This is a genomic window from Stenotrophomonas sp. STEN054 (genome assembly GCF_056854535.1).
Window position 1 is genome coordinate 26,747 of the sequence record NZ_JBXFWG010000010.1, and the last position, 25,995, is coordinate 52,741.

Consider the following 25,995-nt stretch of genomic DNA (forward strand, 5'->3'; position numbering starts at 1 on the left):
GGCCGTTGTTTTCGGGAGTTACACGAAGACGACGGGCCGCACCAGGGCAGTGGTGGCGGTGGTGGTAATAATGGTGGTGATGGCGACAGGCGCAGTCGAGCCGCCCGCGGTAGCGGGAGCAATCAGGCTGGCGAGGGCGGCATCGAAGACCATGGGGGACAGAAAACACCGTGCGCCGGGGGCCTGTCAAGTGCTGCGATGCAAAAATCGTTTGTTTCGATCATCGCCCAACGTGCAGCCATTTGGTTGCAATTGAGACAAAGCGGACATCGGAGCGCTTGAGGCCAGCAATCAGCCGGCATGTTCGGCGATTGCACGCGGAGCGCGGTGCGCGTGGGCACACAGCAGCACGCCTGTCACAAGGAACACGATCGCCAGCGCCTCCAGCAGGGTCGGCCAACGCCATTGCCAGGTGAAGGCGTAGAGCAGCGCGAACAGCGTTTCGAACACGATCATCTGCCCGGTCAGGGTCAACGGCAGCAGGCGGCTGGCACGATTCCAGAACGCGTTGCCGATGATCGAGGCGATGACCGCGACGCCGGCGCTGATCACCCAGAACAGGCTCCACTGCGCGGGGGTGTGGCCGGCGGTCTGGCCGATGAAGGCCATCGGCACCAGCAGCAGCGACAGGCCGCCGGTGGTCACGCCGGTCAGCAGCGACCAGTCATGGCTGGACAGATCGGCACGCCGGGCCAGCCAGCGGCTGTTGCCCACCGAGTACAGCGCCCACGAGAACAGCGCGCCAAAGGCACACAGCAGGCCGATCAGGCGCTGCCGCCACGGCGTGCCCAGGTGCTCGGACATCAGCGATTCCCAGCCAACCAGGGCCACGCCCAGCACGCACAGCCCCAGCGCGGGCAACAGTTGCTTCAACGGTACCGCGCCCTTCTCGCGCACGCCGACCAGAGTCACCACCACCGGGATCAGGCCGACGATGAGCGAGGCCGCCGCGCCACCGGCCCACTGCACAGCCGTCGCCAGCAGCAGGAAATACACCAGGTTGCCGGCCAGGCTGAGCCACAGCAGGCCCATCCACTCCGCACGCCCGAGCTGCGGCGTCAGGCGCTTCCAGCGCGGCAGCAGCAGGATCAGCGCGGTCAGGCCGTAGACCAGGTAGCGGCCGGCGGACAGCTGCAATGCGTTGAAGGAATGCAGCACGGCAGGCGCGAGAAAGACCACGCCCCACAGCGCGCCAGCGGCAACGCCATTGGCGATGCCCAGAGCCATCGGGTTGTTGCGCATATCAGGTGCTTCGGGGGGAGAGAACAGGCCGCGCAGTGTAGGCGGCGATGGGCGCGGCGTCTTGACCGAGGCTACTGCCCTGCCCCCGGCACTTCATACGTGTAGAGCCGAGCCCATGCTCGGCTGCATGTCACCACGACGGCAAAAATCAGCCGAGCATGGGCTCGGCTCTACAGTGACCCTTTACCGCGCCGCCAGGCGCTCGGGGTCAGGCCCGTCTCGCGGCGCAGCGCACGGGTCAGTGCGCTCTGCTCGGAGTACCCCGCCGCCAGCGCGATATCGCTGATCGGCACTGCAGTGGTCAGCAGCGCATGCTTGGCCCAGCGCAGCCGGCCGGCGCTGAGCCACGCCTGCGGACTGACCCCGAATTCGCCCTGGAACAAGGCATGCAGTCGGCTTTCGCTGACGCCCACATGGGCCGCCATGCGCGCCACCGGCCACGCCTGTCCAGGTTCGGCCTGCACGGCCGCACACAGGGCCTGCAGCCGCGCGCCACTGCCCGCAGGGGCAAACGCCCGCAGCAGGTCAGGCAGCAGTTCCGGCATGCAGCCACCTGCCCGCGCCTGAGCCAGGCGCTGGCGCAGTGACAGCGGCAGGTGCAGCCAGCGCTGGCGACTGAGGTGTTCCTGGGTCAGGTCATCGAGCACGCCCGGGCCGCAATCGACGATCACGAAACCGTTCGGCCCATGTGCCACCTGGTCATGCGCCTCGCCGGCGGCAACGAACGCCCCCTGCAACAGATCCAGGCGGCCGCCGCGCCCTTCCAGCTCGAACTGCAGCTCGCCCTGCAGCGGCAGCACCCACTGTGCGTAGTCGTGGCGGTCCAGGCCCGTTGACTGGCCGTAGTGCCGCAGGTGGAAGATGGCGCCCATCGCGGCAGTGTGCGCGTGCACAGTCCGGCCTGCAATGCAGTCATCAAGGCGGGCAAAACCGCATGCTATGTTCGGACGATGTTCACCCCGCAAGGATTGCACGATGAATATCCGACCGCTGCTGCTCGCCCTGGCCCTCGCCAGCGCCGTCGTGACCCCGCTTCACGCGCAGGAAGCGCGTACGCCGCCGGCGCCGGACTGCCTGGACGCGCGCGATGTGCAGCAGGTGGAGCAGGACACGCCCGGCGCCATCGCCGTCGCCGATGGCCAGGGCCGCGCGTTCCGCCTTGATTTCGCCGCCGCCTGCCCAGGCGTCAACGAAGCCGACACCCTCACGCTGGAGGCCCCGCAGGGCTGGGCCTGTGGTCAGCCAGGCGAACGGGTGGTGGTTGACGGCCGAAGCTGCGCGGTCAGCGCGGTCACGCCGATCGACGGCCGCAGTTTCGCCACCATCGCCCGCGAAAGCAGCCGCCAGTACGCGGCCACCCTGCCTGGCGTGACCGTGAGCGCGAAGAAACGGGGAGGCCGCAGCGGCGACACCCCGCACACCTTCCAGACCTCGTCCGCCGTGTGCTTCGCCACCCGCAACGTACGCGGCTGGAGTGAAAGCCCGGAAGGTGTGGTGGTGGAAACCAACCCACGCCGCAATGGTGGCCATCGCTATTACCACGTGGAACTGGCCAGCAGCTGTTCGATCCTGGCCGGCGCCACCGACGTGGATTTCCAGTCTGGCCTGCAGAACGGCCTGATCTGCGGCAACGCCCGCGACCGCATCGTGCTGATGCCCTCCGGCATCGAGGGGGACGGCCGCACCTACACCCCCAGCTTCGCCCGCCCAGGCTGCGACATCCTCGCGGTCTATCCGAAGGACGACAATCGCGCGCCCTAGCCGTCGGTACCGAGAAACGCGAACGGCTTGCTCGGCACGAACTGGGACAGCGCATCACCGGAGAAGGTGTTGCGCTGGTCCCGGCCCAGGTCGAGCTTGAGCACCTGCCCGCCGAAATCGACCTTGTTCAGATCGACCCAGAACGTATTGGGCGTCAGTGCCGATTCGAAGAAGTACAGCCGACGCTTGTGATCGGCCACCGTGCGCCAGCGCGTGGACGAGATGTTCGGCTCGCCCGGCGTAGTGATGCCAAACGGCACCGACACGTTGCGGATGACGCTGAACACACTGGCCAGCGCCTCCACCGGGTCTTCGGCCTTGGGAATGGCATTGATGTAGAACGAGGCGCGCGCGAAGCGATCGGCCGAGCGGTTGGTGCCCGGCAGCATCACCGTGCCCCCGATGCTCTTCCAGTACGCATTGAGCGCCAGCTGCTGATCGAAGATCGGCGAATTGGTCATCACCTGGTAGCGGCGGTCGTGATGGATGACCTGGCGGCCGCCGATGTACTCGATGATGGCGCTGTCGCCGGTGGCGTCGGACAGCGAAAGATGCAGGGTCGCCTGGCGGTCCTCACCGGGCACCTTGTCGGTGACGATGGCGAACGGCTCGCGCTCCAGTGCAGCCACGGCCTCGGCCACGCTGCCGAAATTGTCCAGCACGTACTGCGCCCACAGCGAGATGGCCAGCCCCGGCTTGGTACCACGCTGCTGCGGATACTCCGATTCGACCAGCCACAGCAGGTTGGCCACCAGGCCCTTCTCGTTCATGCCGTCGGTGGTGGACACGTCGTAGCCGGTGGCCACCACGCTGCCGTAGCGCGCGGTCCACTTCGCCGACTTCGGTCCGGCCTGGCCGGTACGTTCGATGCCGCGCGGCAGGACATACAGGTTGGTGGCAACGTCGACCTTCCAGTCCATCGACCGGGCGGTGATCACATCTCCGTTGTCACCCAGGTAGACCGCGCGCGTGCAGGCCCATGCCGGCGCGACCGCCGCTGCCAGCGCCAGCGCCAGCGCCGCCCTGCCCTGCCACTTCATCCGATTCATGCCGTGCTCCCTTCCCCAGGAAGCCCGATGGGAACCCGGCAACGGTGACAGCGGGGTGAAGCTCGACTTTACCCGGCGCTGAGCATCGGGCGCACGAGGGCGCTCAGAAGATCCACTGCGGTGGGTTCGGCATCATCGCCCTCCACCGTGCGCGAGAAACCGGACCAGTCACTGCTGGTGAGCTGGCGCAGCTTCAGCGCATCGACCGGCAACGCGCGCATCGACCAGTACGGAAACTGGCGCTGGCCCAACCGCCCGCGCGCCAGTTCGACGATGTCCACATGGCTGCCGGCCTGCAGAATGCGCTCGTACACCGAACCGATGCCATCGGGCGGCCCTTCGATGTACTGCAGGAAACGCTGCTCATCGTGCAACAACACGCCCGTCACCCCAGCCATCCGGTTGAACCGGATGGCATCGTCCACCAACGTCTGCAGGCGTTCGGCGGAAAGGTCCGGCCGGGCCTGGCTGACGTAGGCAATGGCGCGTAGTGGCATGAATCTTCCTTGGCAACGTGAGCGGCCACGGTAGCAGCTACGGACGAGCCCGTCTCAGTTCACCCGCGCGCTTCCTGAAGAATTCAGTTAACGGCCGATGCGCGCGTCGCCGCGGCGTGGCAGCACCGCCTCGAACACCACCTGCCCCTGCTCGTTGCGCGCACTCAGCCGTCCCCCGTGGGCGGCCACGAACTGATCGACGATGTACAGGCCAAGGCCCAGACCCTTGCTCTGGTGGAAGCTGGCCTTGAACGGCTCGAACAGGCGCGGCAGCAGTGCCTCCTCGATGTGCCCGACATTGCGCACGCGCAGGGTCACCACGCGCGAATCGCTGCCATCAACGGCAACCCGCACCACGTCCTTGCCCCCATGGGTGATCGCGTTGCCCACCAGGTTGGCCACCACCTGCCCCAGGCGATCCATGTCGCCGTGCAGCGTGGCATCACCACTGGCTTCCAAGGCGATGCGATCGCTGCCGTGCGCGCTGGCGGCTTCGGCGATCACCGCACGCGCCAGTTCTTCCATGTCGCAGGCATTGGCCTCCAGGCGCAGTCCGCCGCTGCGGATGCGCGAGAAATCCAGCAGCTGCTCGACCATGCGCGCCATACGCACGGTGCTCGCTTCCAGGTGCTGCAGGGTCTGCTGCGCACTGGTATTGCCCGGCGGCAGTTCCAGAGACAGCTTGTCGGCGCACAGCAGGATGGCCGACAGCGGCGTGCGCAGATCATGGGTGAGCACGGCCGCCATGGTCTCGTTCAACTTCAACGCGCGCTCCAGCGCCTCGTTGCGCGCCTTCAGCAGCTGGCGCTGCTGGTACAGCTCGATGAACACATTGACCTTGCTCAGGATCACCTGCGGCGCCACCGGCTTGTGCAGGAAATCGACCGCGCCGCTTTCGTAGCCCTTGAACGCGCGCACCGGGTCATCCGGCGAGGCGGTCAGGAAGATGATCGGCACATCCCGGCTGCGCTGCGAACCGCGCATCAGCTCGGCCAGGGTGAAGCCATCGATCTCCGGCATGTGCACGTCCAGCAGAGCCAGCGCCACTTCATGCTCAAGCAGCAGCTCCAGCGCCTGCGCGCCCGAGTCGGCCAACAGCAGATTGACGCCCTCGCGGCGCAGCAGCGCCTGCATGGCCACCAGGTTCTGCGGCACGTCATCGACGATCAGCAGGTTGACCGGGGTCTGCGACTGCGCAGGGTCCGGTGGCAGCAGGTTCATGCGAACAACTCCTTCAAGCGGCGGCACATCAGTTCAAGAGGCAGCACGGCATCAGCGCCGGCGTGCTGCAGGGCGGAAGCTGGCATCATCGATGCCTCGGCCTCCTCGGGGCATTGCAACCAGGCGCGGCCACCGGCGGCACGCACTGCGGCCACACCTTCGCTGCCGTCACTGCTGGCGCCGGTCAGCAGCACCGCCAGCAGCTGCGGACCGAATATGGCCGCGGCAGATTCAAACAACGGGTCAATGGCCGGGCGCGAGAACAGCACCGGCTCGTCCATCGACAGCGCGATGGTCTTCGCATCTTCCACCAGCAGGTGGTAATCGGGTGCCGCGAAAGTCACCGTCCCCGCCTGCAGCGGCTGCTTGTCCTCGGCCTCGCGCAGCTGCAGCGCGCAGTACGGCGAGAGCACTTCGGCGATACGGCTGCTGCGGTCGCGCGGCAGATGCAGCACCACCAGCACCGGCACCGGCAGGCCCGCCGGCAGCGCGCCGAGCAGCACCTGCAGCGCGGCCACGCCACCGGCCGAAGCGCCGATGACCAGCAGATGCGGGCGCGCAGCTCCCATCAGACGACCTTCCGGTACAGCCGATGTTCGCGCGAACAGGTTTCGAACGCGTCGTGGTGCTGGCCGAACTGCAGTGATTCCTTGCTGCCCAGACCCAGGAAGCCGCGGTGCACCAGCGCCTCACGGAACAGGCCCACGGCACGGTCCTGCAGGTCGCGGTTGAAATAGATCAGCACGTTGCGGCACGAGACCAGATGCACTTCAGAGAACACCGTGTCGGTGGCCAGACTGTGGTCGGCAAACACTACGTTGCGGCGCAGCTGGCGATCAAACACCGCACCGTCGTAGGCGGTGGCGTAGTAATCGGACAGCGAACCGGTACCGCCGGCAGCCAGGTAATTGCGGCTGAACTGGGCCAGGCGGTCGATGCTGTAGGCACCCGCTTCTGCGGTGGCCAGCGCGGCCGGGTTGATATCGGTCGCGTAGACAATGCTGCGCTCCAGCAGCCCTTCCTCGTGCAGCAGGATGGCCAGCGACCACACCTCTTCACCGGTACTGCAGCCAGCCACCCACAGCTTCACCGACGGATAGGTGCGCAGCACCGGCACCACCTGCTCGCGCAGCTGCTTGAAATAGGCCGGGTCACGGAACATTTCCGAGACCTGCACGGTGAAGAACTGCATCGCCTGGGCGAACAGATCCGGCTCGTGCAGCAACCGGTGCTGCAGGTCGACCAGGCGCTCGCAGTCATAGCGCTGCATGGCCTGGCGGATGCGCCGCCGCAGCGAGGACACCGCGTAGCTGCGGAAGTCGTAATGGTAGCGCTGGTACAGCGCTTCCAGCAGCACCTTCAACTCCAGGTCGAACAACGCCTGTTCGTTCATTGGCGCGAGCACCAGACCCGGCACAGCGAGACCAGCTTGTCGACATCGATGGGCTTGGCGATGTAGTCGTTGGCACCGGCCTGCAGGCAGCGTTCGCGGTCATCGGGCATGGCCTTGGCGGTCAGCGCGATGATCGGCAGGTCCTGCAGGTGACGCTGCGCACGGATCTCACGCATCGCGGTCAGGCCATCCTTCTCCGGCATCATGATGTCCATCAGCACCAGGTCGACCTCGCGCTGGGCCAGGCGATCCACTGCTTCCTGGCCATTGCGTGCGATCTCCAGCGTGACGCCCAGCGGCTCGAGCACGCTGGACAGGGCGAAGATGTTGCGCACATCGTCCTCGGCCAGCAGCACGGTGCGGCCATCGAGTACGGTGTCGCGGCGGCGGGCCTCGCGCAGCAGGCGCTGCTGGTCGCTGGGCAGGCTGGCCTCGACACTGTGCAGGAACAGGGTAACCTCATCGAGCAGGCGCTCGGGCGAGCGGGCGCCCTTGATGATGATGCTCTTGGAATAACGGCGCAGGCGCTGCTCTTCCTCGCGGCTGAGCGCGCGGCCGGTGTAGACGATCACCGGCGGGAAGCCGACCTCATCGTTGCCGGCCATGTGTTCCAGCAGATCGTAGCCACTGCCGTCGGGCAGCGACAGGTCCATCACCATGCAGTCGAAGGTCACCGTGCTCAGCTGCTCCACAGCAGCGGCCAGGGTACCCACCGCCACGATCTGCAGCTGGTCGCGGCCCAGCAGCAGCTCCAGGTTGCGGCGCAGGTCGCTGTCGTCCTCGACGATCAGCAGGCGGCGCACATCACGCTGGCTGGTCTGCTCCAGCTGCTCGATGGCTGCGACCAGACGTTCACGGGTCGCCGGCTTCACCGCATAGCCGATCGCGCCCAGCTCGCGTGCCACCTGGCTGCGGTCCATGCCCGAGACCACGTGCACGGGGATATGGCGGGTTTCCGGGTTGCGCTTGAGGCGTTCGAGCACGCTCAGGCCCGACACGTCCGGCAGGCCGATATCGAGCAGGATGCCGTTCGGCCGCAGCTCGCTGGCCAGGGTCAGCGCCTCTTCGGCGGTCGTCGCTACCACGCAGTCGAAATCAAGTTCATGGGCCAGCGACACCAGTGCCTCAGCGAAGCTGGCATCGTCTTCCACTGCGAGGATGAGGCGCCCGGCACGCTGGCGGCGGCTGCGATCATCGGCAACGGCGGTGCCGACCACGGGGGGTGCGGCAGCCATCGCCAATGGTGCGGCAGCGGCCACATTCTGCACTGACGCCATCGGCGCCGGCGCCATCGCGGCCGGCTCGGCCGGCACGTCGCTGGCCGGTGCGCCCTGCAGCGGCAGTTCCAGGATGAAGCAGCTGCCGCGACCCGGCTCGCTGTCCACCTGGATATCGCCGCCCATGCGCACGGCCAGGTCGCGCGAGATCGACAGGCCCAGGCCGGTGCCACCGTAGCGGCGGCGGGTGCTGCCATCGGCCTGGCGGAACGCCTCGAAGATCACCTGCAGCTGGTCACGGGCGATGCCGATGCCCGAATCGCAGACTTCGAAGCGGATGCGACCATTGCCACCCGCACGCACGTGCAGGCTGACCTTGCCGTGCTCGGTGAACTTCACGGCATTGGCCAGCAGGTTCTTCAGGATCTGCTGCATGCGCTGGTTATCAGCCACCAGCTGGGTCGGCGCAAGCGCATCGGCCTCGATCTGCAGGGCAAGGCCCTTCTGCCGGGCCATCGGCTCGAACGTCTCACGAAGGCGCTTCAGCACGCTGTCGACCACCACCACTTCGTCGGCCAGCTCCACATGCCCGGCTTCGATGCGCGACAGATCGAGGATGTCGTTGATCAGCGCCAGCAGGTCGTTGTTGGACGACAGGATCGCGCGGGCGTACTTGACCTGTTCCTCGGTCAGCGTGCCGTCCTTGTTGTCGGCCAGCAGCTTGGCAAGGATCAGCGAGCTGTTCAGCGGCGTGCGCAGCTCGTGCGACATGTTGGCCAGGAACTCGGACTTGTACCGCGAGGTTGCCGCCAGCTCGTTGCTGTTGCGCACCAGCTGCCCCTGCGCCACCAGCAGCGCCTGCTTCTGCGCTTCCAGCTCGTGAGTGCGCTCTTCCAGCTGCACGTTGCTCTGTTCCAGCTCGACCTGCTGCTGCTCCAGGTTGGCCTGCGACTGCATCAGGCTGCGGCTCTGCTCCTCGAGCTCTTCGTTGGCTACGCGCAGTTCTTCCTGCTGGGCCTGCAACTCTTCGCCCTGCCGCTGCGATTCCTCCAGCAGCACGACCAGCTGCGCGCGCAGCATCGAAGCGCGCAACGCCATGCCCAGCGTGTCGCCGCAGCGCTGCAGCAACTCGGCATCCAGCCCCTGCTGCCCAGCGGCCTGGGAGCGGCCCAGCTCAACCACGCCCACCACCGTGCCATCGCTGCTGATGGGCGCAAGAATGCGTTCACGCACCTGCACCAGCCCGAAGCTGGACTGCAACTGCAGAGCCCGCTCATCGTCACCCGGCAGATGACGGATCTGCTGGTCACGCGCCGTCTGGCCCAGAAGGCCTTCCTGCAGTGTCACCGACGCGGGGACACCACTGGGCACGGCAACGCCGCCCGTCAGATGCAGACGACCGCCTTCGATGCGGTACAAGGCACCCACATCCGCGCGCAGCTGCGTGGCCAGACACGCCATCGACGCATCGGCAATCTGCTCTGGCCCCAGGTCGCCACGCAGGCATGCCGACACGGCGTTCTCCGCTTCCTGCAGCCACAGCGCACGCAGTGCCTCGCGTCGGGCATGTACCGCGCGCGATACGATGCCGGCAATCATCAGGAAGGCCACGCCACCGATGGTGCGGTTGATGAAGGAGAAGGACGAGTTGGAACTGGCAGGCGCCACGTTGTAGCCCACCGCCAACAGGACGCACGCCACCAGCGCTACGACGAAAGGAACCCGCGCGCTCCGCTGGAAAATGGTGACGCCAACGGCCATGAAATAGGTCAGCCACACCGCATAGCCCAGCGGCACGACAAGTTCCAGGGCAACGGTCGCCGCCAGCAGCAGCGCTGCCGTCGTCCAGATCCAGCGGTCGCGCGTTGTTGCACCAGCACGCATCAGGAAGGTTCCCGGGCAGAAAGAGGCGGTTATGCTACCCCGTGTCGCATTCAGCCGCATACGACCATTGGCACACGCGATGTGTGCACACACTCTTCACACTGGCCTGCCTACGGTCTCAGCCCCTACAGGGGTATTACTGATTTCCAGGTGGACGCTCTTGCCTCTACGCCTTCCGTGCTGACGGACACGTCCCGACAATTGCGATTGCTGATCGACAGCGTTCGCGACCATGCCCTGTACCTGCTCGACCCCCAAGGCATCGTCTGCAGCTGGAACCCGGGCGCCGAACGCATCAAGGGCTATTGTGCCGACGAAGTCATCGGCACCCACTTCGGCCGCTTTTACCTGGCCGATGAACGCGAGGCCGGCGAGCCGCAGCGCCTGCTGCACCTGGCCGCGCAGAACGGGCACGTAGCCAGTGAAGGCTGGCGGGTGCGCCGCGATGGCTCGTCCTTCAGGGCCAGCATCGTCATCGAGGCGGTACGCGAGAACGGCGAGCTGCTGGGCTTCGTCAAGATCACCCGCGACATCACCGAGCACTGGCAGGCCCAGCGCCTGCTGCGCGATGCCCAGCGCGCCCTGCGCCAGACCCAGCAGTTCGAGACCGTGGGCCGACTGAGCCGCGGCCTGTCGCACGAGTTCAACAATCTGCTGACCACGGTCGGCAACGCGCTGGACCTGCTGTCGATGCGCCTGGGCAGCGATGCCCGCGCTGCCGAACTGCTGACCACCGCGCAAGCTGCCACCGACCGCGGCGCCCTGCTGACCCGGCAGCTGCTGGCCTTCAGCACCGGCCAGACCCTGATCCGCGAGACACTGGACATCAACCAGCAGATCAGCGAGTGGCTGCCCGGCCTGCGCAGCGCCTGCCCGCCCGGGGTCACTGTGGAAGCAGCTCTGGCGCCGGGCCTGCCCCTGCTCAGCACCGACCCGCTGCAGCTGCAGACTGCGCTTGCCAACCTGGTCGCCAATGCTGCCGACGCCACGCTGGACGGTGGTCGCGTGCTGGTGGCCACCGCGCTTGAGCATCGGCTGGATCCAGACGCGGACACCGCGCTGCAGCGTCGATATGTGACACTAAGCGTCTGCGACGAGGGCCACGGCATGGCCCCGGACATCGCTGAACGGGCCACCGAGCCCTTCTTTACGACCAAGGACATCGGCAAAGGCAGCGGCCTGGGCCTCAGCCAGGTGTTCGGTTTCACTACCCAGAGCGGCGGGTTCGTTGATGTGTCCACCACGCCCGGTGTCGGCACCACGGTCAGCCTGCTGCTACCCGCAATGGAGGACCTTGCCCATGACTGATGACCCGCTCCGCGTATTGATGGTGGAGGACCAGTCCGATCTCCGCGAGATGATCGGCCTGGCGCTGCGCGATTTCGGCATCGATGTGGCAACCACGTCGGACGGCCACGAAGCCGTCGCCCTGATGCAGGGCGGCCAGCAGTTCGACGTGGTGTTCAGCGACGTCAGCATGCCCAACGGCATGTCCGGCATCGAGCTGAGCGAGCACGTGGCCCGCGACCAGCCGCATGCTCGGATGATCCTGTCTTCAGGGTATGCGCGCTCGCAGCTGCCGCCGCTGCCCGACCAGGTTGAGTTCCTGCCCAAGCCTTATCGGCTGCGCCAGCTGGTGGAGCTGTTGAAGCAGGACTGAGTCATCACCGCCGTTTGGTAGGTGCGGACCGTTGGTCCGCACTGTGGAAACCCTCATCCACGCATGGCGTGGATCTACTTTTGGCGGAACCACCCTCATTTGGTAGCGCCGGGCCATGCCCGGCGGCTCGACGCCTTTACCAGCGCATGAACAGCGTCACCACGAAGATGGCCAAGGCCACGCCGATGACAATCCAAAGCCCTTTGCTCTGGCGCCAGGAGGGCTTACGGGTGCCGGGGTTGTTCATCGCTTGCTCCATCGTGATAACAGGGATGGAACGAGCTTCGCGTTCTGCATGTGGAGTGCGCGTGCATGGCCGCCACATGCGACTCGATGCATTCAGGAATCCGCGTCGCGGTCCACCCGCAGACGACTGACCCGCCAGCCCCCGTGCGAATTGAATCGCCCGGTGTCACCGGTCAGGCCGTAGCGCAGCGCCAACCAACCGGCGCGGACCGAGCCCACATGCCATTCCCGCACTTTCCTGTACGCATATCGAAAACGACGAGCTTGCATGGGCGCCCCAAGTGTGATGGTCATCACGATTTGCGGACGATAGCGCGAATTCATTCCGGCTGGAAGACGCCGCTCAACCCACCCACATCATCGCTTACGACGGCGCCAGGCCCGGTCTGCGACATGGACCAGCCCCAGCAGGCAGGCGGCCACCAGAGCTACCTCACCAACGGCGAGCAACAGGTCCACGGGATACTCCGGCCGGCAGGGTTGCGGCCAGGCTGATGCCGTGGAAATGACGGTCAACCTGTGCTGCAGGATCACCGTAAGGGCAAACGGGCTTGCCGTTCTGCAGGGTGATACGCATTTCTGGCAATGCGATGCGGATGAATGCGGGGGAATGAGCGCGGCACTGCGGAGGAGTGCGCCAAGCGCGTGGTGACCCCGGCCCGATTCGAACGGGCGACCTTCCCCTTAGGAGGGGGACGCTCTATCCAGCTGAGCTACGGGGCCATTGGCAGCTGGGAAGGATACCGCGTCTGGCTGAATGGACCAAGCCACATACCGACGACACGGGTGCCAACGTCGCTATCCTGTCCGCCCCCACCCCACCATCATCCGACCTTCGCCACATGATGACTCTCTGGGAGAGCCTGTCGGCCCTCGGCGACAGCCGCGCCCTGCTCCCGCTCGCCTTGATTCTGGCATTGTTCCTGCCCGCCACATTCCGCCCACTGCTGTGGCGATGGGCAGCGGCCATCGCCGTTGTCGCCAGCGTCACACTGGCCAGCAAGATCGCCTTCATGGGTTGGGGCCTGGGCGTGAAGTTGCTGGATTTCACCGGCATTTCCGGTCATGCCGCGATGTCCAGCACGCTTTATCCGGTGGTCTTCTGGCTGCTCGCCAGCGGCCGCAATCGGCACCCTGGGGCCTGGGCGATGGCCGGCGCCGTGCTCGCGATGGCGATCGCCTGGTCGAGGGTACCGCTGCGGGCACATTCCCTTTCCGAGATCATCATCGGGCTCGGGATCGGCTTTGCCGCATCGCTGTGGGTGTTACGCGGCTTGCACCTGCCTGGAAAGAACCCGGCCGTGCGCGCCCATGCCGTACTGCTGGCCATCGCGGCAGCTGTTGCCGCCCCGGCACTGCTGGCAGACCTCCACACCCATGACGTCGTCAAGGCCACCGCCAAAGCGCTATCTGGCCGCGAACGGGCGCTCGAACGTGACGACCTCCGCAGTTCCACCTCGACAGTCGGCGACCAGCATTGATGGGCTGCCCCACAAACCTTGACAGTCAAGGTTCATACACCGAACATACAGGTGGAATTTTCCCTGACGGAGCAGGCCTCCCCATGTTCAAGAAGACGATCGCAGTTGTGGCCCTGGCGGCCTTTTCCGCCTCCCCGATGATGAGTTTCGCGCAGGAAGCGCAGGCTGTTGCCGGCGCGGAGTCCTCCTCGGAAGTCGCTGGCGCAGAAGCTGCAGGCGTGTCGACCGCTACCGTGGTAGGTGCGACCGTGCTCACCGTGGCTGCGGCTGCTGTTGCGTACAGCGTCGGCGGTGACAGCACCAGTGGCAGCAACGATGGCGGCGGCGGCACCGATCCCGGCGGCCCGGGTCCGGGCGGCCCTGGCACCGGCGGAACCGGTGGCACGGGCGGCACGGGCGGCACCGGCGGTACGGGCGGCACCGGCGGCTGATCGGCGCTCTGCGTACCACACAGGCCCTCGCCGGGCGCGACCCGGCGGGGGTTTTTTATGCCTGCCAGAATTTCACCCTCATGACCAACACCACCCCTCGCCTTCTTGCCGCCGCACTCACTGCGCTGGCTCTATCCAGCTGCGCGCTCGCACCGGGCCAGCACCTGCGCCGCGGCGACGTTGCCATTGACCGCCATAGCGGCGATGGCCAGCTGGAAATCGTCACCATCACTCCGAAGCTGATCGCCCAGGAGAATGCAGCGCGGGGGCAGAAATCGCTGCCGAACGCACTGTTCGACTACCAGCCGGAACCCTACAAGGTCGGCATCGGCGACATTCTCTATGTCACCGTCTGGGATCACCCGGAGCTGACCGTGCCGGCAGGCTCACAGCAGGCAGGCGCCCTCGCAGGCCGCCTGGTGCAGAGCGATGGCACGTTGTTCTACCCCTATATCGGCAAGGTCAAGGCCTCGGGCAAGTCGCCGGTGGAAATCCGCGAGGAGATCAGCCGCCGCCTGGCCCAGTACGTGGAATCGCCGCAGGTGGACGTGTCCGTGCTGACCTACGGCAGCCAGCGCGTCTGGGTGACCGGCGCCGCCGAGCGGTCCTCGCCCATCGCACTGGGCACCTCGCCACTGACCCTGGCCGACGCCATCAGCCAGGCGGGACTGAACAGTGCCCAGGCCGACCTGTCGGGCATCCAGCTCAGCCGTGATGGCACCACCTACACCATCAACCTGGAATCCCTGGCCCGCCAGTTCGGCGGCCGCCAGCTGTTCCTCAAGGATGGAGACTCCATCTTCGTGCCCTACCTGGATCGCAAGGAGATCTTCGTGGTGGGCGAGGTGAACCTGCCGGGCGCCTACAGCTTCCGCACCGGCGATGTCTCGCTGAACCAGGCACTGGGCCGTGCACGCGGCCTCCTGCAGCAGACCGCCAACGGCAACGCCGTGTACGTCATCCGCGGCAGCACCGACCTGCTGCAGGAGCCGTCCATGGTCTACCAGCTGGAGGCGCGCTCGCCCACCGCATTCGCCGCCGGCAGCCAGTTCCTCCTGCAGCCGGGCGACGTGGTGTTCGTCGGTGCCGCCGGCGTCAGCCGCTGGAACCGCTTCGTGAACCAGCTGCTGCCGTTTACCAGCATCCTGTACAACGCAGCGCGTACCGGAACCGAAGTCAGGGACAACTGATATGGCGCGCATGGACGCGGCCAGCCAGCGGCCGGCACACTGCGCGCTTGCCGCGTTGCTTCCCGCCGTCGTCGCCGCCCTGCTGTTCACCGGCTGCACCACTGGCAGCCGGTCCACGGCAGAAACCTTCCGGCTGATCACCCATCGCCCGGCGCAGGCCACCGCCGAGGGCGTGGCCAGCAACCGTTTCCCACAGATGCAGGTGGATACGCCCGATATCGTCGCCGTAGCCGTGCTGGGCTACATCGATGGCGGCCGCCAGCAATGGCTTGCTGGCTCACACGCTGTGTTCGAGCTGGACCGCCACGGCCTGCTGCTGGGAGGCAGCGGGCTGGGGCAGCAGTGGCGCGCGCGCATCAACGGCCCGTCGCCGTTCGACGACCTGCGCAGCGTGACCACGCCGGTGAAGGTACAGCGCCGCTATGACTGGATCCCTGCGTACCAGGTCGACGTGGCTGTGACCGGCACGCTGAGCCGTGGCGCACTGGAGGAGGTGAACATCCTCGGCACGCGCCGCACCCTGCAGCGTTACGACGAACAACTGCAGGGCGGCATGCACGGCCGCAACGTCTATTGGGCCGATCCGGCCACCGGCTTCATCTGGAAGAGCCGCCAGCATCTGGCGCCCGGCCGTGTCGCGGAGCTGACCCAGCTCAAACCCTATCGCCCGGCCAAGGACTGAGCCATGACGTTTCGACTTTCCGGCCCGGTGATCATCGCCGCGTTGTTTGCAGCCAGCGCCGTCCAGGCGACCGAGGTGCGCATCGAAGGCGCGGCCGAGTCGGCTGGCATGCGTGAGCTGCCGGTCAACGCGCGCCTCGCCGATGCCCTGCTGCTGGCCCGTCCACGCGCTGACGCGTACCTGCTGGGCACCAGCTTCGAGCGCCCGCAGGCCATGGAAGACCAGGTGCGTCTTCGCGCCGGCCTGCAGTACGGTGCCGGGCAGCTGGCAGAGGCCAGCGACACACAGCTCTCGGCCTTGGCGCGGACGCTGCAGGCGTGGCTCGACGCACATCCGGCCACCGGGCGCATGCCCATCGCCAGTTCCGCGCGCCTGATCCAGGTCCAGCCCGCAAACAATCCGGTGCTCGCCAACGGCGATACGCTGCGCTTCCCGCAGCAGCCGCGCACGATCACCGTGATGGGCGCGGTCGGGCAAGCCTGCGTCCTGCCCCACGTCCCGCAGCGAGATGCACGCGACTACCTGCGTGACTGCCGGCCCAGCGCCCTCGCCGACCGCAACGACATCTTCGTGGTCCAGCCCGACGGCCGGGTCCAGCGGCTGGGCATCGCTCTGTGGAACCGCGCCGATCCCCAGGCCATTGCCGCCGGCGGCACGCTGTTCGTCCCGCTGCGCGCCCCGCTCCTCAAGCGCCTCGATCCGCTGTTCAACAGCGACTTCGCCGCGTTCATCGCCACCCAGCCTGTCAGCCCGTGATGACCCAGCCCTGCACGCGCGCGCGTCTGGCGCGCCCCGCCCGTTTCGCGCTGAGCGCGCTCGCCCTGTCGCTGTCCTGCGCACTGCATGCCCAGGAAGCGCCGCCGCCCACCGCCAACGAGTGGGGCGGTATCGGCCTGCTGCAGACACCGACCGCGCGAATGGCGGACGATGGCGACCTGAGCTTCACAGCGTCCTACAACTCGCCGTACGCGCGCTACAACCTGACGATGCAGCCGTTCCCATGGTTGGAGGCCTCGTTCCGCTATATCAACGTCAACAACCTGTATTACGGGCGCAGCTACGCCGGCAATCAGCACTACAAGGACAAGTCGATCGACTTCAAGCTGCGGCTGTGGGAAGAGTCCCGCATGCTGCCGGAAGTGGCCTTCGGCGTGCGAGACCTCGGCGGCACCGGCTTCTTCTCTAGTGAGTACCTGGTAGCCAACAAGAATTTCGGTCCCATCGATGCGTCGATCGGCCTGGCCACAGGCTACATCGGCAACCGTGGCGACTTCTCCAATCCGCTCGGCCTGATCGATGATCGATTCAAGGATCGGCGTCCAATCGGCACCAGCATCATCTCTCAGGCCGGCAAGTTCGGCCTCAGCAACATGTTCAAGGGCCCGGTCGGCATCTTCGGTGGCATCACCTACCAGACGCCGATGGACGAGCTGCTGCTCAAGGTCGAGTACGACGGCAACGACTACCGTCGCGAGCCCCGCAACAACAACCTGCGCCAGCGCACGCCCATCAACGTGGGCCTGGTCTATGTCCCGAGCCGTAATGTCGAGCTGACCGCCGCCTGGGAGCGCGGTGACGCAGCGATGTTCTCGCTGACCCTGCGCGGCAACCCGGGCAATACACCTGCGGCGCCGAAGCCGTTCGACCCGCCGCCGCAGCGAATGCTGCCCGCGGCCGTCGTCGCCGACCAGCGCGCAGCCGTCGCCAGCAGCGACGCCTCCGGTGCCGGTGCCGGTGCCGGTGCCGCAACTGCCACCAGCACCGACTGGGCAACGGTCAGCGCCGAACTGCAGCGCAATGCCGGCTTCCGTGTCGAGCGCATCTCCCGCCGCGGCGACGAGCTGTACATCGATGGCTACCAGACCCGCTATCTGCACGCCGCCAAGGGCCTGGGGCGTGCCACGCGCATTCTTGCCAATGCAACCGGCGACGACTACGACTGGTTCACCCTGCGCACCACCCGCGTAGGCATGCCGATCGCCGACCTGTCGATCAACCGGGAAGCGTTCGCGGGCTACCTGGACGGCACCGTCAGCGAAGACGTCCTGCGCCGGAGCACGGAATTGCAGGCGCCTGACTCGCGTGCACGGGAGACGCTTTACACTCCCAAGCGCAGCCCGTTCGGCGGGGGTTTCAACATCGGCTACCGGCAGAACCTCGGCGGTCCCGACGGATTCATCCTCTACCAGGTGGCCGCCAATTACACGGGCAGTGTCTTCGTGCGCGACAACATCTGGCTGACCGGCACCGTCAGTGCCGACGTCACCAACAACTACCACAAGTTCAAGTACAACGCCCCGAGCCGCCTGCCGCGCGTGCGTACGGACATCCGCCAGTACCTGACCACTTCCGACGTCATGCTGCCCAACCTGCAGGCCAACATCGCGGGGCGACTGGCGCCGGACCTGTATGGCATTGCCTATGCGGGCTACCTCGAGTGGATGTATGCCGGCGTCGGCGGCGAGCTGCTGTACCGTCCCAGCGGCGAGCGCTGGGCGGTGGGCGCGAACCTCAACCGGGTGCAGCAGCGCGACTACGACCAGCACTTCGGCCTGCGCGATTACCGCATCACGACCGGCCATGCCACGTTCTACTACGCATTCGATGCCCGTGAGCGCATCATCGGCTCGCTTTCGGTCGGCCAGTACCTCGCAGGCGACAAGGGCGCGACGCTGGACCTGGCCCGCGTGTTCGACAACGGCGTGACCATGGGTGCCTATGCGACCAAGACCAATGTCTCGGCGCGCGACTTCGGCGAAGGCAGCTTCGACAAGGGCATCTACTTCAGCATTCCGCTCGATGGCTTCCTGCCGCGCTCTACCCGCGGTCGTGCCGCGTTCAACTGGAATCCGCTGATCCGCGACGGCGGCGCGATGCTCGGGCGCAAGTACGGCCTGTACGGCATGACCGGCGACCGCGACGAGCGCTTCTTCTACGACAACCTGCGTACCGTCGGCGATTGATAAAAAAGGCCGGGAGCTTACCGCCCCCGGCCTTTCATCTGTCTTGTCCCTGGCAGGTCGCGGGCGCTTAGAGGTAACGCACCCAGCTCTTAACGCCCTCATCCATCAGCGTGTAGACGTGCTCGAACGCAGCACGCTGCTGGCGATAGGGATCAGGAATCTCGCGATCGGACTGCCATTTCCCCAGCAGGAAGGTCTTGCCCGATGCCTCCGGCGCAATCTCGATGATGCGATGGACGTGCTTGCGCTCCATCACCAGCACCAGATCCGAAGCACCCAGGATGCTGCGGTCGATCTGCCGCGCACGATGGCCGCTGCCATCAAGGCCATGCTCGACCAACAGCGCCTGTGCGGTGGCGTCGACACCATGGTTGACCAGGGCCCCCAGACCGGCCGAGGACACCGTGATGCCCTTGCCCTGCACTGCTTCACGCAGCATCACTTCAGCCGACGGACTACGGCAGATGTTGCCGACACACACAACCAGAATATTCTTGAACACGGACTACGGCTTCCATCAGTTTTTCGGTACATGAAACGCAGCGCCCGGCCGCTGCTGCAGACCGGGCGCTTCCACGCGGGCGGGGCCGACGCAACGCCGGCAACAGCCTCGGTGCCTAGTATGCCGATTTCTGGCCCAGCACCTTGAATGCCGTCATCACGATGATGCGCACATCCAGCGTCGGGCTCCAGCGGCGGATGTAATCGATGTCGTACTGCACGCGTTTCTTCATCGAACGCAGTTCGGGAGTCTCGCCCCGCAGTCCATGCACCTGTGCCCAACCGGTGATGCCCGGCTTCACGTAATGGCGGTGCATGTAGCGGTCGATCAGGCGCTCATAGTGGTTGTTGTGCTGCACGGCATGCGGCCGCGGCCCAACCACCGACATGCTGCCGCCCAGCACGTTGAAGAACTGCGGCAGCTCGTCCAGGCTGCTGCGGCGCAGGAAGGCGCCAAAACGGGTGACGCGCGGATCGTTGCGGGTGGCCTGCGTGATCTTGTCCGAAGAACCCTCCGCATGAACCCGCATCGAGCGGAACTTCAGCATCGAGAACTCCTTGCCCCCCAGACCGTGGCGGCGCTGGCGGAACAGCACCGGGCCAGGCGAACTGAGCTTCACGCCAACGGCGAGCACCGCAAACACGGGCGCCAGCACGATCACCGCCAGGCCCGCCACCAGTATGTCCTCAATGCGCTTGACGAGCCGGAAGTTGTGATCCGCCACACCCTGCCGCACACCAATCATCGGCACGTTGCCAACCTGGTGCACACCCGGATTCAGGGTGCCCCAGCCCGTGGTATCCGGAATCAGCCGCACCGGTACCGGGAAGCGCTCGATCTGCTTCAGCATCGCCTTCATGTCACCGGCGTCGCCCGGGGTCATCGACACCCACAGCTGATCGAATTCGCCACGATGCTTGTCCATGTAGCGCGGCAGGTCAGCCAGCGCCCCCAGGCAACGGGGTGCATCGCCGCCGCGGCGCATCGCAAGATCGCCCTTGGCGGAGAAGTAGCCGACCACTTCCTTGCCCAGCTCAGGCTTGCCGCGCAGCAGGCGGTGCAGCTTCAGCCCCGACGAACGCAGGCCGACCAGCAGCACGCGCTCGCGATCCAGGCCGCGCGAACGCAGGCGGTGCAGCTGCACCCGCAGCAGAACGCGCACGCCGACCATGCCGATCAGACCAGACACATACCAAGTCAGCAGCCAGCGCGTGGGAACGGCCCCGGCCATGTCGACCAGGACCGCATAGAAGGAGAACAACCCGAAACTGCAGGACCATGCCAGCAGCAGCACCCACAGATCCACCACGAGGCCGCGGCCACGCCAGGCCCGGTACACCGGCCCGATCATGAAGCAGACCATCGCACTGAGCAGGACAGCGCCGAACACTACCCGCTGCGACTTATCCGGCACGCCCGAACCATAGAAAACGAGGTGGGACAGAACCGCGGTGAGCGGGACGACCGCCGCATCACCCAGTCGCAGCGCCAGTTCAAGTGCGGCGCGGGCTTCGACCCGGCGGCGGGCGCGGGCGGGGTGGCTGGAAAGATCTTCTACGGATCCATGTAGCACAAAATTTCTCCTTAAGCGGTTCCGCAGACGGAGACACGATCCGTCGGCCCTTCAGCACCGTTCTCCCCAGCCGGTGCGCGCATTTGATTGTGTTCTGATTGACTTTGTCTCGATTGTGTCTGAAGTCCGTCACAAAAGATAGTCGCCGCATGGCACTTCTTTGACGCGCCCGCCGGGCCTGGCGAGCCGTAGCGTGCTGATTTTCATCACTTTCTCCTCACTGCGCGTGCACTGCAAATCGTGACGCGGCCACGTCAAGCATCCGGCGCCCACCCCGCACTGCACCAAGCCCGGCCACATCCCTCTGCTACCATCGCCGGTTCAGTCCGCCGCATCCCCCACCTGCCCGCGGCGGCACCAACTACGTAACGAAACACAGGAGTCTGCATGTCTTCCGAGCTGCTCAAGTCCCTTGGTCTGGACGCGATCAACGCTGGCACCTACCTGGGCAACGGGGAATGGTCGAGCGCTACCGGTGGTGAGCTGATCACCCCGGTCAACCCGACCACCGGCGAGCCGATCGCGCAGGTCCGCGCCACCACCGAGGCTGACTACGAAACGGTCATCGCCCGTGCCCAGGAAGCCTTCAAGGTCTGGCGCACCACCCCGGCCCCGCGCCGCGGCGAAGCCGTGCGCCTGTGCGGCGAAGCGCTGCGCAAGCACAAGGACGCCCTGGGTTCGCTGGTCGCCCTGGAAATGGGCAAGAGCAAGCCCGAAGGCGACGGTGAAGTACAGGAGATGATCGACATCGCCGATTTCGCCGTGGGCCAGAGCCGCATGCTGTACGGCTACACCATGCATTCGGAGCGCCCCGGCCACCGCATGTACGAGCAGTACCACCCGCTGGGCCTGGTCGGCATCATCTCGGCCTTCAACTTCCCGGTCGCGGTGTGGAGCTGGAATGCCTTCCTGGCCGCCATCTGCGGTGACGTCTGCATCTGGAAGCCGTCCAACAAGACCCCGCTGACCGCCATCGCCTCCATGCGCATCTGCAATGAAGCGCTGCGCGAAGCCGGTTTCCCGGACATCTTCTTCCTGGTCAACGACGCCGGCACCGCTCTGTCGGAAAAGATGGTCGATGACCGCCGCGTGCCGCTGATCAGCTTCACCGGCTCGACCCAGGTCGGCCGCACGGTCAATGAGAAGGTCGCCCGCCGCCTGGGCCGCTGCCTGCTGGAGCTGGGTGGCAACAACGCCATCATCCTCGACGAGACCGCCGACCTGAAGCTGGCCGTGCCGGGCATCGTGTTTGGCGCCGTCGGTACCGCCGGCCAGCGCTGCACCACCACCCGCCGCCTGATCGTGCACCGCTCGATCTACGCCGACGTGCTGGCCACCCTGGTCAAGGCCTACAAGCAGGTGGAAGGCAAGATCGGTGATCCGACCGATGCCGCCAACCTGATGGGCCCGCTGAACAGCGACGGTGCCGTGCAGCAGTTCCTCGATGCCATCGCCCAGGCCAAGGCCGCCGGCGGCACCATCGAAACCGGCGGCACCCGCATCGATCGTGCAGGCAACTTCGTACTGCCGGCCATTGTCTCGGGCCTGAAGAACAGCGACGCGGTGGTCCAGCACGAAACCTTCGCGCCGATCCTGTACGTCATGCCGTACGACAGCCTCGATGAAGCCATCGACATGCAGAACGGCGTGCCGCAGGGCCTGTCGTCCTCGATCTTCACCCAGAACCTGAAAACCGCCGAGAGGTTCCTGTCGGCCGCCGGCAGCGACTGCGGCATCGCCAACATCAACATCGGCACGTCCGGTGCGGAGATCGGCGGCGCCTTCGGTGGCGAGAAGGACACCGGCGGTGGTCGTGAGTCGGGTTCGGATGCGTGGAAGGTCTACATGCGCCGCCAGACCAACACCATCAACTACTCGGATTCGCTGCCGCTGGCCCAGGGCATCAAGTTCGATCTGTAATGCTGTTTTTGTAGTGCCGAGCCATGCTCGGCAGGACGGGCCATGAACACTGCAGGAAGTGCAGCCGAGCATGGCTCGGCTCTACAGGTGATTGACTTCAACGGCCGCCGCGTGGCTATCGCCGGCGGCAGCAAGGGCATCGGCCGTGAACTGGCGCTGGCTTTCGCCGGCGCCGGGGCACGGGTCTCGGTCTGCGCCCGCGGCCTGCCCGGGCTGCAGGCACTGGAGGCCGACGCCGAGACACAGGGCACGCCCGTGCATGTTGTCGCGGCCGACCTGGCCGAGATCGAGCAGATCGGCGGCTGGCTGCAGGCCGCCGCCGATGCGCTTGGCGGCATCGACGTACTGGTCAACAACGCCACCGGCTACGGCATGGCCGACGACGAGGACGGCTGGGCGGCCAGCCTGCAGATCGACCTGATGGCGGCCGTACGCGCCTCCCGCCTGGCCCTGCCTTGGCTGCGGGCCTCGGATGATGCCTGCATCCTCAACCTGTCCTCGATCGCCGCCCAGCAGCCCCGCCCCGGTGGCGCGCCGTATGCGGCAGCGAAGGCTGCGCTGTCCCACTACACCACCTCGCAGGCCCTGGCCCTGGCCAAGGAGCGCATCCGGGTCAATGCCATCGCGCCGGGCTCGATCGAGTTTGCCGATGGGCTGTGGGCCCGACGCCGCGTGGAGGATCCCGCGCTGTACCAGGCCACCCTGGCGCGGATCCCGTTTGGTCGCTTCGGCCACCCGCGCGAGATCGCCGACGCCGCGCTGTTCCTGTGCTCGCCGCTGGCGCGCTGGATCACCGGCCACGTGCTCAACGTGGATGGTGGCCAGGTGTTGATGGGCTGAACCCGGGTCGCGCGCCGCGCTCGCCGGGCATGGCCCGGCGCTACCGCTGCTGTCTCGCCCATGGGCTTGCCGGCCCGCAGGCACTATCATGTGCGCACTGCCAAGGAGGATCCCCATGAGCGTGGCACCCCGACAGACAAGCGGCCTGGCCGTCCTCAGCCTGGTGCTGGGCATCGCCAGCTGGACCGTGCTGCCCTTCGTGGCCAGTATCGTGGCCATCATCACCGGGCACATGGCCCGCAGCGAGATCCGCCGTCGCCCCGCCGAGCTGGAAGGCGACGGGCTGGCCCTGACCGGCCTCATCCTGGGCTGGTTGAACGTGATCATGCTGGGCCTGGGCCTGCTGGTCATCGTCCTGTTCTTCGGCGGTCTGGCCTGGCTGGCCACGCTGTCGAACTGACCGCCATGAGCGCGTCGGACAGCACTGAACGCTTCAGCAGCCGGGTCGCCGATTACGTGCGCTACCGCCCGGACTATCCCGCTGCGCTGATGGACTGGCTGCATGGGCCGATGGCCGTGCCCACCGCGGCGCTCGTCGCCGACATCGGTGCGGGCACCGGCATTTCCAGCCGCCCGTTCCTGGCCGCCGGCCATCCGCTGGTGGCGGTTGAGCCCAATGCAGCCATGCGCGCGGCCGCCGAGCAGTGGCTGGCACCGCAGTTTCCGCTGTTCCGCGCCGTCGATGGCCACGCCGAGGCGACCGGGCTGGCCGATGCCAGCGTCGATCTGGTCAGCGCCGCGCAGGCCTTCCACTGGTTCGACACCGTGGCCGTGCGTGCCGAGTGGCAGCGCATCCTGCACCCGGGCGGACTGGCCCTGATCTACTGGAATTCGCGCCTGCTCGATGCCAGCCCGTTCCTGGTCGGCTACGAGCAGCTGCTGCTGGACTACGGCACCGACTACACCGCGGTGGCCGAGCGCTACCAGGACGATGCCACCATGCAGGCTTGGTTCGGCCACGGCCTGCGCGGCATGATCGAGCTGCCCAACGTGCAGCACCTGGACTTCGACGCCCTGCGCGGGCGCCTGCTGTCTTCCTCCTACGCACCGCAACCCGGGCACGAGCGCCATGCGCCGATGCTGGCGGCGCTGCAGGACCTGTTCAACGCCCACGCGGTGGACGGACAGGTCGCCTTTGAATATCGAACCCGAGCCTTCCTCGGCACGCTGGACTGAACCGACGCATGTATTCGCTTGCCCGCCCCTTCCTGTTCTCGCTCGACGCCGAGCGCGCCCACGGCCTCGGCCTGTCCGCACTGGACACGGCCTACCGCACCGGCACCACGCCGCTGCTGGCCGCACGCATCGCGCCGATGCCGAGCACCGTGTTCGGGCTGACCTTCCCCAATCCGGTCGGCCTGGCCGCCGGTCTGGACAAGAACGGCGAGCACATCGATGCCTTGTTCGCACTGGGCTTCGGCTTCGTCGAGATCGGCACCATCACCCCGCGGCCGCAGGAGGGCAACCCGAAGCCGCGCCTGTTCCGGCTGCCGGCGCACCAGGCCATCATCAACCGCATGGGCTTCAACAATGCCGGTGTCGATGCGCTGGTGCGCAACGTCGAGCGCGCGCGCAACCGTCGCGGGCTGCTCGGCATCAACATCGGCAAGAACAAGGACACCCCCAACGAGCAGGCGGTCGATGACTACATCGCCTGCCTGGACAAGGTCTACCCGCTGGCCGACTACATCACCGTCAACATCTCCTCGCCCAACACCGCCGGCCTTCGCGAGCTGCAGGAAGAGACCGCGCTGCGCCAGCTGGTCAGCCAGCTGCGTGACCGCCAGGAAGCCCTGGCTGCGCAGCATGGCCGCCGCGTGCCGATGCTGGTGAAGGTGGCGCCTGACCTGAGTGAGCGCGACATCGACGCCGCCGCGCGCGTGCTGGGCGAACTGCAGGTGGACGGCGTGATCGCCACCAACACCACCATCGATCGCAGCCGCGTCGCTGGCGATCCGCTGGCCAACGAGGCGGGCGGCCTGTCCGGTGCGCCGGTGCTGGACCAGTCGACCCTGGTGCTGCGTCGCCTGCGCGCGCGCCTGCCCGAATCGGTGCCCCTGGTCGGCGTGGGTGGCATCCTCTCCGGTGCCGACGCAGTGGCCAAGATGGCCGCCGGCGCCGCCCTGGTGCAGTGCTACAGCGGCCTGATCTACCGTGGCCCGTCGCTGGTGGCCGAATGCGTGGAGGCGATCCGTCGCCGCCGCGAAGCGCCCAGCCGTGGCGCGGTGGCACCGCTGTGAGCG

General features: G+C 66.7%; 27 protein-coding genes and 1 tRNA gene. 14 read left to right on the forward strand and 14 right to left on the reverse strand.

Annotation, left to right across the window (positions count from 1 at the left end; all coding sequences use genetic code 11):
• Positions 1-18 precede the first annotated feature (18 nt).
• From AC1VXD_RS05790 to AC1VXD_RS05800, 3 genes are all read right to left on the reverse strand, one after another.
• On the reverse strand, positions 19-153 hold the full coding sequence (locus tag AC1VXD_RS05790; RefSeq protein ID WP_256643655.1) for a hypothetical protein: 135 nt from the start codon (positions 151-153) through the stop codon (positions 19-21).
• A 138-nt stretch (positions 154-291) separates the two neighbouring features.
• Positions 292-1,242 carry a DMT family transporter gene (locus AC1VXD_RS05795; RefSeq protein ID WP_482991257.1) on the reverse strand — a complete coding sequence of 317 codons (951 nt, stop codon included), beginning with the start codon at positions 1,240-1,242 and terminating at the stop codon, positions 292-294.
• A gap of 170 nt (positions 1,243-1,412) precedes the next feature.
• Complete coding sequence (locus tag AC1VXD_RS05800; protein WP_482991319.1) at positions 1,413-2,114, reverse strand: helix-turn-helix domain-containing protein; 702 nt, start codon at positions 2,112-2,114, stop codon at positions 1,413-1,415.
• A gap of 103 nt (positions 2,115-2,217) precedes the next feature.
• Here AC1VXD_RS05800 and AC1VXD_RS05805 point away from each other — a divergent pair, with 103 nt between their 5' ends.
• Positions 2,218-3,003, forward strand: a complete 786-nt coding sequence (locus AC1VXD_RS05805) for a DUF6491 family protein (protein WP_482991258.1) — start codon at positions 2,218-2,220, stop codon at positions 3,001-3,003.
• Here AC1VXD_RS05805 and AC1VXD_RS05810 read toward each other — a convergent pair.
• The 6 genes from AC1VXD_RS05810 to AC1VXD_RS05835 form a co-directional block, all read right to left on the reverse strand.
• On the reverse strand, positions 3,000-4,052 hold the full coding sequence (locus tag AC1VXD_RS05810) for a linear amide C-N hydrolase (RefSeq protein WP_482991259.1): 1,053 nt from the start codon (positions 4,050-4,052) through the stop codon (positions 3,000-3,002). The two genes, AC1VXD_RS05805 and AC1VXD_RS05810, sit on opposite strands and share 4 nt — an antisense overlap.
• Positions 4,053-4,120: 68 nt before the next feature.
• Entirely contained in the window at positions 4,121-4,549 is a 429-nt protein-coding gene (locus tag AC1VXD_RS05815) for a BLUF domain-containing protein (protein ID WP_482991260.1), read from the reverse strand.
• An 87-nt stretch (positions 4,550-4,636) separates the two neighbouring features.
• On the reverse strand, positions 4,637-5,770 hold the full coding sequence (locus AC1VXD_RS05820; RefSeq protein ID WP_482991261.1) for a hybrid sensor histidine kinase/response regulator: 1,134 nt from the start codon (positions 5,768-5,770) through the stop codon (positions 4,637-4,639).
• A complete protein-coding gene (locus AC1VXD_RS05825; protein ID WP_482991262.1) occupies positions 5,767-6,339 on the reverse strand; it encodes a chemotaxis protein CheB in 573 nt (190 codons plus the stop codon). Before AC1VXD_RS05825 ends, AC1VXD_RS05820 begins: the two co-directional genes overlap by 4 nt.
• On the reverse strand, positions 6,339-7,163 hold the full coding sequence (locus AC1VXD_RS05830; protein ID WP_482991263.1) for a CheR family methyltransferase: 825 nt from the start codon (positions 7,161-7,163) through the stop codon (positions 6,339-6,341). Before AC1VXD_RS05830 ends, AC1VXD_RS05825 begins: the two co-directional genes overlap by 1 nt.
• Entirely contained in the window at positions 7,160-10,264 is a 3,105-nt protein-coding gene (locus tag AC1VXD_RS05835) for a response regulator (RefSeq protein WP_482991264.1), read from the reverse strand. Before AC1VXD_RS05835 ends, AC1VXD_RS05830 begins: the two co-directional genes overlap by 4 nt.
• A 150-nt stretch (positions 10,265-10,414) precedes the next feature.
• On the opposite strand from AC1VXD_RS05835, the gene AC1VXD_RS05840 reads away from it, so the two are divergent.
• Both AC1VXD_RS05840 and AC1VXD_RS05845 read left to right on the forward strand, forming a co-directional pair.
• Entirely contained in the window at positions 10,415-11,572 is a 1,158-nt protein-coding gene (locus AC1VXD_RS05840; RefSeq protein ID WP_482991265.1) for a two-component system sensor histidine kinase NtrB, read from the forward strand.
• Complete coding sequence (locus AC1VXD_RS05845) at positions 11,565-11,924, forward strand: response regulator (protein ID WP_482991266.1); 360 nt, start codon at positions 11,565-11,567, stop codon at positions 11,922-11,924. Before AC1VXD_RS05840 ends, AC1VXD_RS05845 begins: the two co-directional genes overlap by 8 nt.
• Before the next feature lie 136 nt (positions 11,925-12,060).
• Here AC1VXD_RS05845 and AC1VXD_RS05850 read toward each other — a convergent pair whose 3' ends face one another.
• The 3 genes from AC1VXD_RS05850 to AC1VXD_RS05860 all read right to left on the reverse strand — a co-directional run bounded on the left by AC1VXD_RS05850 (position 12,061) and on the right by AC1VXD_RS05860 (position 12,893).
• A complete protein-coding gene (locus AC1VXD_RS05850; protein WP_234455939.1) occupies positions 12,061-12,171 on the reverse strand; it encodes a DUF3827 domain-containing protein in 111 nt (36 codons plus the stop codon).
• A gap of 92 nt (positions 12,172-12,263) precedes the next feature.
• Entirely contained in the window at positions 12,264-12,494 is a 231-nt protein-coding gene (locus AC1VXD_RS05855) for a hypothetical protein (protein ID WP_482991267.1), read from the reverse strand.
• A gap of 322 nt (positions 12,495-12,816) precedes the next feature.
• Positions 12,817-12,893 (reverse strand) — tRNA-Arg (locus tag AC1VXD_RS05860).
• Positions 12,894-13,012: 119 nt separating this feature from the next.
• Here AC1VXD_RS05860 and AC1VXD_RS05865 point away from each other — a divergent pair.
• The 6 genes from AC1VXD_RS05865 (at position 13,013) to AC1VXD_RS05890 (ending at position 18,917) form a co-directional block, all read left to right on the forward strand.
• Positions 13,013-13,651 (forward strand): phosphatase PAP2 family protein, encoded by a 639-nt coding sequence (locus AC1VXD_RS05865; RefSeq protein ID WP_482991268.1) that lies wholly within the window; start codon positions 13,013-13,015, stop codon positions 13,649-13,651.
• Positions 13,652-13,734: 83 nt separating this feature from the next.
• Positions 13,735-14,082, forward strand: a complete 348-nt coding sequence (locus AC1VXD_RS05870; protein ID WP_482991269.1) for a hypothetical protein — start codon at positions 13,735-13,737, stop codon at positions 14,080-14,082.
• Positions 14,083-14,162: 80 nt separating this feature from the next.
• Positions 14,163-15,272 carry a polysaccharide biosynthesis/export family protein gene (locus AC1VXD_RS05875; RefSeq protein ID WP_482991270.1) on the forward strand — a complete coding sequence of 370 codons (1,110 nt, stop codon included), beginning with the start codon at positions 14,163-14,165 and terminating at the stop codon, positions 15,270-15,272.
• Between the two features lie 10 nt (positions 15,273-15,282).
• Positions 15,283-15,954: a YjbF family lipoprotein gene (locus tag AC1VXD_RS05880; protein ID WP_482991271.1), complete on the forward strand. Its 672-nt coding sequence runs from the start codon at positions 15,283-15,285 to the stop codon at positions 15,952-15,954.
• A 3-nt stretch (positions 15,955-15,957) separates the two neighbouring features.
• The gene (locus tag AC1VXD_RS05885; protein ID WP_482991272.1) at positions 15,958-16,710 is read left to right on the forward strand and encodes a capsule biosynthesis GfcC family protein; all 753 of its coding nucleotides are present in this window, start codon (positions 15,958-15,960) and stop codon (positions 16,708-16,710) included.
• Positions 16,710-18,917: a YjbH domain-containing protein gene (locus tag AC1VXD_RS05890; RefSeq protein WP_482991273.1), complete on the forward strand. Its 2,208-nt coding sequence runs from the start codon at positions 16,710-16,712 to the stop codon at positions 18,915-18,917. Before AC1VXD_RS05885 ends, AC1VXD_RS05890 begins: the two co-directional genes overlap by 1 nt.
• 67 nt (positions 18,918-18,984) lie before the next feature.
• Here the strand turns inward: AC1VXD_RS05890 and AC1VXD_RS05895 are convergent, their stop codons facing one another.
• A complete protein-coding gene (locus AC1VXD_RS05895) occupies positions 18,985-19,419 on the reverse strand; it encodes a low molecular weight protein-tyrosine-phosphatase (RefSeq protein WP_482991274.1) in 435 nt (144 codons plus the stop codon).
• Between the two features lie 115 nt (positions 19,420-19,534).
• A complete protein-coding gene (locus AC1VXD_RS05900; protein WP_482991275.1) occupies positions 19,535-20,992 on the reverse strand; it encodes an undecaprenyl-phosphate glucose phosphotransferase in 1,458 nt (485 codons plus the stop codon).
• 387 nt (positions 20,993-21,379) lie between these two features.
• On the opposite strand from AC1VXD_RS05900, the gene amaB reads away from it, so the two are divergent.
• The 5 genes from amaB to AC1VXD_RS05925 all read left to right on the forward strand — a co-directional run bounded on the left by amaB (position 21,380) and on the right by AC1VXD_RS05925 (position 25,992).
• Positions 21,380-22,912 carry an L-piperidine-6-carboxylate dehydrogenase gene (gene amaB / locus AC1VXD_RS05905; RefSeq protein WP_482991276.1) on the forward strand — a complete coding sequence of 511 codons (1,533 nt, stop codon included), beginning with the start codon at positions 21,380-21,382 and terminating at the stop codon, positions 22,910-22,912.
• Positions 22,913-22,954: 42 nt separating this feature from the next.
• Positions 22,955-23,752 (forward strand): SDR family NAD(P)-dependent oxidoreductase, encoded by a 798-nt coding sequence (locus AC1VXD_RS05910; protein ID WP_482991277.1) that lies wholly within the window; start codon positions 22,955-22,957, stop codon positions 23,750-23,752.
• Positions 23,753-23,867: 115 nt separating this feature from the next.
• A complete protein-coding gene (locus AC1VXD_RS05915) occupies positions 23,868-24,152 on the forward strand; it encodes a DUF4190 domain-containing protein (RefSeq protein ID WP_150454371.1) in 285 nt (94 codons plus the stop codon).
• A 5-nt stretch (positions 24,153-24,157) separates the two neighbouring features.
• A complete protein-coding gene (locus AC1VXD_RS05920) occupies positions 24,158-24,928 on the forward strand; it encodes a class I SAM-dependent methyltransferase (RefSeq protein ID WP_482991278.1) in 771 nt (256 codons plus the stop codon).
• Positions 24,929-24,936: 8 nt separating this feature from the next.
• Complete coding sequence (locus AC1VXD_RS05925) at positions 24,937-25,992, forward strand: quinone-dependent dihydroorotate dehydrogenase (protein ID WP_482991279.1); 1,056 nt, start codon at positions 24,937-24,939, stop codon at positions 25,990-25,992.
• Positions 25,993-25,995: the final 3 nt, after the last annotated feature.